Source organism: Dielma fastidiosa, assembly GCF_000313565.1.
Classification (GTDB): Bacteria; Bacillota_I; Bacilli_A; order Erysipelotrichales; family Erysipelotrichaceae; genus Dielma; species Dielma fastidiosa.
Genome location: NZ_HE578932.1, coordinates 46,865 through 55,036, shown reverse-complemented (window position 1 = coordinate 55,036; position 8,172 = coordinate 46,865). Strand labels below are relative to the sequence as shown.

The window sequence follows — 8,172 nt, the reverse complement described above, 5'->3', positions numbered from 1 at the left end:
ATTTGAATACGATAAACACTTCATTGATGTTCCCCTCCCCTTGAACAAAAAAGCATCCACTGAGATTCGATTGATACAAAGGAAACTAGGTGATGCTTAGGTTGAATTTAATGATTAAATATATGTTTTTTATTACTTATAGTATACCATATTCACACGATGATTTCATCTGTTTTTATTATTTTTTAGATACCTTTTCATGATGAGATATTAAACCTTTGATGCTTGAAAATGAAATTTCCTATAATATAAAAAACGAACCGTTAAGTTCGCTTTTTTATCTCATTATTTTCTTTGAACTGGAATTTGCAGACTGCAGAAATCAACATCCTTTTGCCCCTGATATTTCACATGATCAAGCAAGCAGATATCCAACGCATCATTGGCTGCCGCATAGCCTTTTTCATCAATATAAGCCAGCAGTGAACGCAGCTGATTTTGATGATGACTCGGCCGGCCATAATAATACATGCAGCAGCATTCAGCGGCCGGCAATGTATGAACCAAGGGTGAGTGCTTGATGATCGGCGAACCTTCCGGTACAAATACAAAGACCGAAGAGGCTTTTAAATCAGTTTGCAGCGCCTGTTTGGGGATGATGACACCAAAACCCAAAGAAGGCACAAGATCATAACTGCCCACTTCATCAACAGCCGCCATAAACCTGACCTGAAGCTCATCCTCATTGCCGCAAATATCCTCTTCAAAAGGCAGTGCTAAGAATGAGCGTTCGTCTACATGGCGAAAATACGGCTCATCAACAGGCTGATTAAAATCAATCGTATCATACAGCAGCAGTCTTTCATCAACATATTTGCGGGTTCGAATCAATTTTTCAATTTCAGCATCGATGATTTTACGCTGATCCTTTAAAATTCCGACAGCCTCCTGAGGGTCTTGATCCTTAACAATTTTACTGATTACCTCTAAAGGCAGATTCAGCTTCTTCAAAAATAAGATTTCTTTTAAAACATTAACCTGCAGATAGCTGTAATAACGATAACCCTTATCATCCGTTATCTGCGGCCGAAACAAGCCGATATGATCATAATAAATCAGTGTCTGACGTGAGATGTGGTGCAGCTTAGCCATTTGACTGACTGTAAGATACTCTCCTTTATCCATCGTGCTTTCTCCCTTAGTTCAATTTGTTTCACTGCGGTTTATTATTTAAACATTTCCGCAAAGGTTTGTTTTTCATTTACCGCGTTCAATAAGACAGTCATTTTTGAAACATCCCCCAGCAGGATAAAACCGCACAGTTCATTATTCTTAAAATACAGTGATTCAAGCGTATGATGCTCATCATCGCGCATCAGTACCGAACGATAAGTCTGATCCTTTTGTTTGCCGTTGTCGCCATAAGCATACAGCGCTGTATTCATTCCCTGGAACGATAAGCCAGGAGAAATCAGCGAATAGCTCACTGCCTCACCAGCCGCATTGGCACCGGCGGTTTTACCCATTGACAGTGCCTGTTCCCAGTTGCCGTAATTGATGCCCTTAAACTCCGCGCAATCTCCTGCCGCATAGATATCTGCCGCTGATGTAGAGCAATGCTCATCAACCTTAATGGCCCTGCCGCATTCAATACCGGCCTCGATAGCCAGTGATGTATTTGCTTTGATACCGCAGGAAATCAAGACCAGCTCTGCCGGATAGAAAGTGCCGTCCGCTAAGCGTACGCCACTTACCTGACCCTGATTGCCTTCAATCGCCTGAATAGAAACATTTGTCTGTGTATTGATACCGGCCAACCGTATGCTTTCCTCAAGCATCGAACTAGCCGCAACATCCAACTGACGGCCCATCAGCTGCGGCGCCAGCTCCAGCACCGTCACAGAAGCATGACGGCTTAATTCCCAAGCCGCTTCAAGACCCAATACACCGCCGCCGATCACTACTGCCTGTTTTACCTTCGGCAGCCTTTGATTCAGCTTATGCACATCTTCAATCCGGCGCAGCGCCAATACGCCCTCCTGATCAGCGCCCGCAATCGGCGGAATGAAGCATTCAGCACCAGTTGCCAGAATTAATTTATCATAACGCAAATGATCACCATTGCTTAATACGACTTCCTTTTCATCAATCAGCAGCTTTGCCGCATGCAGATCAGTCAGGTTCAGAATATTCTTTTCCTGATACCATGCCTCATCATGAATCAACAGCTGTGACGGTTCAAAATCCGCCAGCAGTGTCTTCGTCAGCATCGGCCGGTTATACGGCAATGATTTTTCATCACCCAATAAAACAACCGATGCGCTTTGATTGCGTTCTCTGATTGCGGCTGCCGCATTTAAGCCTGCCGCGCCATTACCGATGATTAAGAATAACTCATTGCTGTCTTTATGAAATTCACTGGCCGTATCTTCATAAGGCACAAAATTCTCCTTGCCGACACCGCAGACCGGACAGATTTCAGTTCCCTCTTCAAAAACCTCACCGCAGATCAGACATTTCACCAATTTAGGTTTTGATGCCGGCTTTACCTTTGGCTTATCCAGCAGCAGACAGCCAAAATCATGACCATATGCCACAGCCCCCTCAAGCTCAGCCGCGCTTGGCCGCAGCTTCACACGATAACCATCAACAACCTTCATCTTAAGCTGTTTCAGCCGCTCAGTCAGATTATTGACTGCCTCACCGCTCCATGCATAGCTGCCAAATGCGCTCGCTAATTTACCGCCGTGCGTCGGCGCATGAATCGCCGTTGTTAAATCCCAGATTGGTTTTAATGCGTCCTGAAGAATTGTCGGCGAACCAAAAAGCAAACCGTCTGCCTTTTCAATCTCTTTTAATACCTCGTCGGCATCAGCCTCTACCATATCATACAGCAGCACATTAATATCACCGGCAGTTCGCAGCCCCTCAGCGATTGCTTCAGCCACCAAACCGGTATATCCATAAGCGCTCACATAAGGCATGACTACCGTTTTTTTCGCATTTGGTTCACAGCCTTCAGACCACTCGCGATACTGTTTCATCAATTCATCAATACCGCAGTCGATCACCGGTCCGTGTCCTGTACAAATCAGCTCCACCTCAAGATCCTGAATGCGGTTTAAGGCCTTAACCATAAAAGGCTTAAACGGACCGAGAATATTGTCAAAATAATATTTCAAAGCCCGCTGATATCCTGCCTGATCCGCTAAACGGCTAAGCAGAATCCCATCAAAAGCATAATGCGCGCCAAAAGAATCACACGTTACCAGTGTCTTATCTTCTACGATATAAGTATACATTGTATCCGGCCAATGCAGATTCGGCAAAGGCATAAAACGAAGTGTCTTATCGCCAATTTTTATTTCATCATTTTCCTTAACCGCCTGCTTATTAAAATCACGATTAATGATTTCCTTTAGAAAATTCAGCGCGCAGGCAGTACCGACAATCTTAATATTTGGATTTAACTCAAGCAGACGACCGACGCTGCCCGCATGATCAGGCTCCGTATGATTGACAACAATTGTATCAATATCCTCAATATCGGTAATCTGCTTCAATTCTGCCAAATACTCATCAAAAAATTTTTCCTTAGCTGTTTCAAACAGCACAGTTTTATCTGATGTTTTTAGGATATAGGAATTATATGAAGTACCAAACTCCGTTTCCATAATGATATCAAATACTTTTAACTCTTTATCCAAAATACCCGTCCAGGTAAAACCCTTTTTCAGTTCTAAAGTTTTCATCGTGTACCTCTCTTAACATCGGTATTAAAATATCATACTCAGGCTTAGTATGCACATGATTTGCCCATATATTAACAACAATCAAAACAGCGCCTTAATACCTAGGCATACTAAAATCAAACCGCCGAAAATCTGCGCCCGGCTGCCCAGCATGGAACCAAAGCGGCGGCCGAGAAATAAAGCCGCATAGCTTAAGATTGTCGTGGTTATACCAATGATACAAACCGCTGACAAGATATCAACGCCTGCACCGACAAAGCTGACACCTACCGCAAAGGCATCGATGCTGGTTGCGATACTTTGCATAACTAATGTCTTATATGTAAAGATCGTACAGCTCTCTACCTCTGGATCACGCATTTCCTTGATGCCGTCAGCCATCATTTTGCCGCCGATAAAGCCAAGAATAATCAAAATAACAATTCCTGAATAGCGGTCAATTACCTCCGCAAACAAATTACCGGCAAAAAAGCCAAACAACGGCATCACTGCCTGAAACACACCAAAAAACAGCGGCATTATTTTCAGCTTCTGATTCGCGCTGATTGGACATACCAGTCCGTTGCTTAAAGATACCGCAAAGGCGTCCATGCTTAAACCAATACCAATCATCAGTATTTCTATAATTCCCATAATCAATTTCCTCCCGATAAAAACAAAAAACTCACGCACAGTCTAAAAAAACTGTACATGAGTCTCATTCATTAAGACAAGCCAGACACCTTGTGTCATTATGTTGACATGTCACACATCACTGTGCAAATTACTCCCTCATGAAGTATGAGTTAATCTTAACGTAAACCTTATGGCTTGTCAATATTAAAATACATTCATGCGCATCATTGAGTAAAACGCAGAATTATATCTCTGAAATCCTCAAAAGCCGCGGCCTCTTTCAGCAGCGTCATAATATTATCCTGCGTACAGAAGTTAATCAGCGCTTCATATAGCTCTTTAAATAAATATGATTCCTTTTCGTTAATCGCAATCAGCAGGACAATATGAACTAAATGCTGATCCCATTTTATACCCGTCCGTGATACCGCCACCGCAATTCTTGTATGATTGGCATTCATTTTCATTGAATGCGGAATGGCAATCTTGCCAAAAGCCGTCGTTGCCGCTTCATCACGGCGGATTACATCATGATAGAAATCCGCGTTGACATGACCCTGATTCAACAGTTTTTGATGCAGAATATGAATAACTTTAAATTTATCACTCTCTTCATTTTCCTCATGATAGAAAAGCTGCGGTGAAAAGAAATGGTCAAATTCCTGATGCAGCACCGCTAACTTACGCTTTTCGATGATTTCTTCAATGCGGTTAAAGACATCACGGATATCAATGCTGTTGGTAAAGGGGGAAAGCTGAATGATCGGATGGCTGTCTTGAATCGGTATGGTAGTAAATAACAGATCATAAGTCTGATCATTAATTTCATGAAGAAAGGAGACACACTGCACGATGCTGATCTGCGAATCAAAATGAATCAGCAGATAGTTATAAATAAATGATTGATTTTGCTGATAATCAGGACAAAGCAGCACACATTTTAATTTATGAACGTCCTGATCCTGCCGCTCTACATCCGCACCGATATGCATCGCCAGATAGGCAACCTCATCCTTAGAAATCTGGATATGACAATGCTGATAAAGAAAATCAGCGGCATAGAGCGCGCAGTCAAACAAAATCGGGCAGGCGCTTTGAATCGTATCCAGCAGCGGATTATGTAGCGTAGTATTTTGATTGACGCGGGCCAGCAGATTTTTCAGATGCAGCGCCAGCGGCAGCAGCAGCGTCTGTTCCTGAATCCGCAGATGATATTGCTGATTCAAGGCGGCAATCAATTCTTTGCTTAGCTGATAAACGGCATCACCGACACTCTTTTGAATCTCCTTGGGTGAGTTAATCTGACACATATGTATATTCATCATAATCATTGAAGCCATTTCCTCAATTTCATTATTTTGAAAAACAACATGAAAATGCTGCTGAAGCTGGTGAATAATCGTTGCTGCCAAAGGATTTTCAAGCTTTTTATCGGCGCTTGAACTAACCGTCTTAGACTGATTTAAAATACTATTCAGCATCACGGTAATATGCAGATTCAGATTCATATAACCAAAATCATTGATGTAACAGTTTTCCTTTTTAAAACAAGTATGCAGCAGCTCATTGATATACATCACATCAATAGCGGGAAACATTTCTTTAAGCACTGAGATATCCACCAAATTACCTGTGGCTTCTTTATAGATAATGCTGGTTAAGAACCGGCGCTTATCGCGTTCACTGCCGGTAACATAAAGCTGATCATTGCGGCATTGGAAACGAATCTTGTTTGGTTCATATTCCTTATTCATTTTCTGTAAGAGACTTTTAATCGAAGAATAACTAAGATACAGAATATCACATAACTCATAAAGATCTAGCTGAGTGCGGTGATGAACAAAGAATTCTTTTATGATATAAGAAGAACGTTCAGCATAAGTCTGCGGCACCAAATCCTTGCCGGCGGTGAAAGCCGCCTGCGAATTAAACGTATACCCCTGTTTGCATGCCAAAATCGTATTCGGATGCTCCGCGTTGATCTCATTGACATAATTTTTAACTGAACGTGATGATACAGACAGAAGTTCAGCCAGTTTTGTGGAAGATATGGGTTTATTCTGCTTTCTTAAAACATTCAGCAGCAGCTCATGATTTTTTTTCATTCTATCCTTCCTTTTCCCTATGCTATATTCATTGTAACGAAACCGCTGATAATTATCAAACACACAATTTCACTAAGCCGGTGAAAAAACAAGCATTTTCACCATGAATGGTAAGAATATCAGTTGAAGCATTAATGAAAACTTGTCATAATGACAGCGTAGAAATCGATTTCACAAAAATTCCAACCGAGGAGGATTTACATATGGAAAAAATGAACATACTGCTTTGCTGCGGTGCCGGGATGTCCAGCGGCTTTTTAGCCCAACAGACAAGAATTGCTGCCAAGAAACAAGGGATCATGGCACGGGTTGAAGCTAAAAGTCAAAATAATATTGAAGATGATTTGCCAAATATTGATATTTTATTGATTGGGCCGCATCTGGCTTATGCCTATGATGATTTAAAAAAGAGCTGTGACCGCTATAATGTACCCGTAACGATTATTCCTAAAGATATGTATGCGGGACTTGACGGTGAAGGCCTGCTTCAATTATGCATTGAGACACTAAAAGAAAAGGAGACGCAAAATGGATAAATTTATTAACTGGCTGGGAACCAGCTTTGCCCCTAAGGTTGCGAAAGCGATGGATAAGAAAATCATTCGTACCTTATCCGGTGCCTTAATGGCCAATGTACCAATTCTATTATTAGGCTCATTAATCTCTATTTATAATTTGTTTGCCGGTTATGTTTCGTTTCTGCCAGATCTGTCACCGGTTTATAATTTCAGCTTTGGCATTCTGTCACTGACCCTTGTCTTCTTAGTCGGTTATCATGGTGCTAAGGAATATGGCTTTAAGGAATATGGCGTATCCACTGGCTTAATTGCCTTGATGATGTTCTTTATGGTTATTAAGCCAACGATTGAAAACTTCCAATTTACGGTAAGCTTTGGACGATTTGGCGGTTCAGGCATGATTTCAGCGTTTTTCTCTGGCATTGTCACAATTGTGATCAGCAATCTATATTTTAAACTGCATTTATTTGAAGATTCAGAAACCTTGCCGGATTTCCTTGTACGCTGGCTGAATCAAGTAATTCCAGGCATTATCGTTTTGGTCTTAACAACAATTTTAATTTACTGGTGCAACATTGATTTATTTGCCCTGATTACTGCTTTATTCTCGCCGCTGATTGAAATTGGTCAAACATATCCGGGCTTTATTCTCTGTATTTTTATTCCGGTTTTCTTCTATTCTTTCGGCATCAACAGCTGGTTTATGAATCCTATCACCTCACCGATTGGCTTAGCCGGTATTACTGCCAACGCTTTAGCTTTTGAAGCCGGTCTGGCACCAACTAATATTTATACGGCTAATGTTACGTTCTCGGTAATCTTTATCGGCGGTATGGGTATGACCTTGGCGCTCAATATCATGATGCTGCGCTCAAAGAGCAAACGGATTCGTAAATTCGGTCAGATTTCCATGATACCATCTTTATTTAATATCAATGAGCCATTAGTATACGGCGCGCCGATTGCCTTAAACCCAATCCTGATGATTCCAATGTGGATCAATGGACTGGTAATTCCAACCATCGCTTGGATTGCTTTCAGCAGTGGCTGGGTAACAATACCGCATGCGGTGATGAATGTTAATCAGCTGCCTTTCCCGCTTTGCTCATTCTTAGCGACACATGGTGATTTCCGTGTTATTCTGTTAGTAGCTGTATTATTTATTGTTTCATGGCTGATCTGGTGGCCTTTCTTTAAAGCCCATGAAACGAAGACATTAAAAGAAGAAATGGGGGAATAGGT

At 41.7% G+C, this 8,172-nt stretch carries 6 protein-coding genes; 2 read left to right on the top strand and 4 right to left on the bottom strand.

Going from position 1 to position 8,172, the window contains the following annotated elements; genetic code table 11:
• Positions 1 to 285: 285 nt before the first annotated feature.
• The 4 genes from DAHG_RS16755 to DAHG_RS16740 all read right to left on the bottom strand — a co-directional run bounded on the left by DAHG_RS16755 (position 286) and on the right by DAHG_RS16740 (position 6,412).
• Complete coding sequence (locus tag DAHG_RS16755) at positions 286 to 1,125, bottom strand: MerR family transcriptional regulator (protein ID WP_022939501.1); 840 nt, start codon at positions 1,123 to 1,125, stop codon at positions 286 to 288.
• A gap of 41 nt (positions 1,126 to 1,166) precedes the next feature.
• Entirely contained in the window at positions 1,167 to 3,692 is a 2,526-nt protein-coding gene (locus tag DAHG_RS16750; protein WP_022939500.1) for an FAD-dependent oxidoreductase, read from the bottom strand.
• 81 nt (positions 3,693 to 3,773) lie between these two features.
• Complete coding sequence (locus DAHG_RS16745; protein ID WP_022939499.1) at positions 3,774 to 4,325, bottom strand: manganese efflux pump MntP; 552 nt, start codon at positions 4,323 to 4,325, stop codon at positions 3,774 to 3,776.
• Positions 4,326 to 4,531: 206 nt separating this feature from the next.
• Positions 4,532 to 6,412: a BglG family transcription antiterminator gene (locus DAHG_RS16740; protein ID WP_022939498.1), complete on the bottom strand. Its 1,881-nt coding sequence runs from the start codon at positions 6,410 to 6,412 to the stop codon at positions 4,532 to 4,534.
• Between the two features lie 203 nt (positions 6,413 to 6,615).
• Here DAHG_RS16740 and DAHG_RS16735 point away from each other — a divergent pair, with 203 nt between their 5' ends.
• Positions 6,616 to 6,948, top strand: a complete 333-nt coding sequence (locus DAHG_RS16735) for a PTS sugar transporter subunit IIB (RefSeq protein ID WP_022939497.1) — start codon at positions 6,616 to 6,618, stop codon at positions 6,946 to 6,948.
• Positions 6,941 to 8,170, top strand: coding sequence for a PTS sugar transporter subunit IIC (locus DAHG_RS16730; RefSeq protein WP_022939496.1), 1,230 nt, complete (start codon positions 6,941 to 6,943; stop codon positions 8,168 to 8,170). The genes DAHG_RS16735 and DAHG_RS16730 overlap by 8 nt, the downstream gene beginning before the upstream one ends.
• The last annotated feature ends 2 nt before the right edge of the window (positions 8,171 to 8,172 follow it).